General features: G+C 65.1%; 1 protein-coding gene. It reads left to right on the top strand.

Annotated features, from left to right (window positions below):
* A partial coding sequence (locus JHD74_RS26475) for an Ig-like domain-containing protein (RefSeq protein WP_199063964.1) occupies positions 1–258 on the top strand: 258 nt, incomplete at both ends.

The raw sequence follows: 258 nt of genomic DNA, 5'->3' as shown, positions 1-258 counted from the left end.
GTGCTGGGCAGCACCACGGCGAAAGGCGATGGTACCTGGAGCTTCACGCCAACCACCGATCTGGGCCAGGGCGCACACAGCCTGAGCGCCACGGCGGTGGATCCGGCGGGCAACCCGAGCACCAGCAGCAACTGGATGTTCACGGTTGACACGGTGCAACCAACGGTTCCGTTTATCGACTCGGCGGCGGACGATGTGGGCAGCGTACAGTTGCAGAACATGGTCAGCGGCAGTGCGACGGACGATCCGACGCCGACC

Source organism: Serratia sp. ASV30 (genome assembly GCF_016428815.1).
In the GTDB taxonomy this organism is placed as follows: Bacteria; Pseudomonadota; Gammaproteobacteria; order Enterobacterales; family Enterobacteriaceae; genus Chania; species Chania fonticola_C.
Note: the sequence above shows the minus strand (reverse complement) of the source record. Positions and strands in the feature narration are given on the sequence as shown.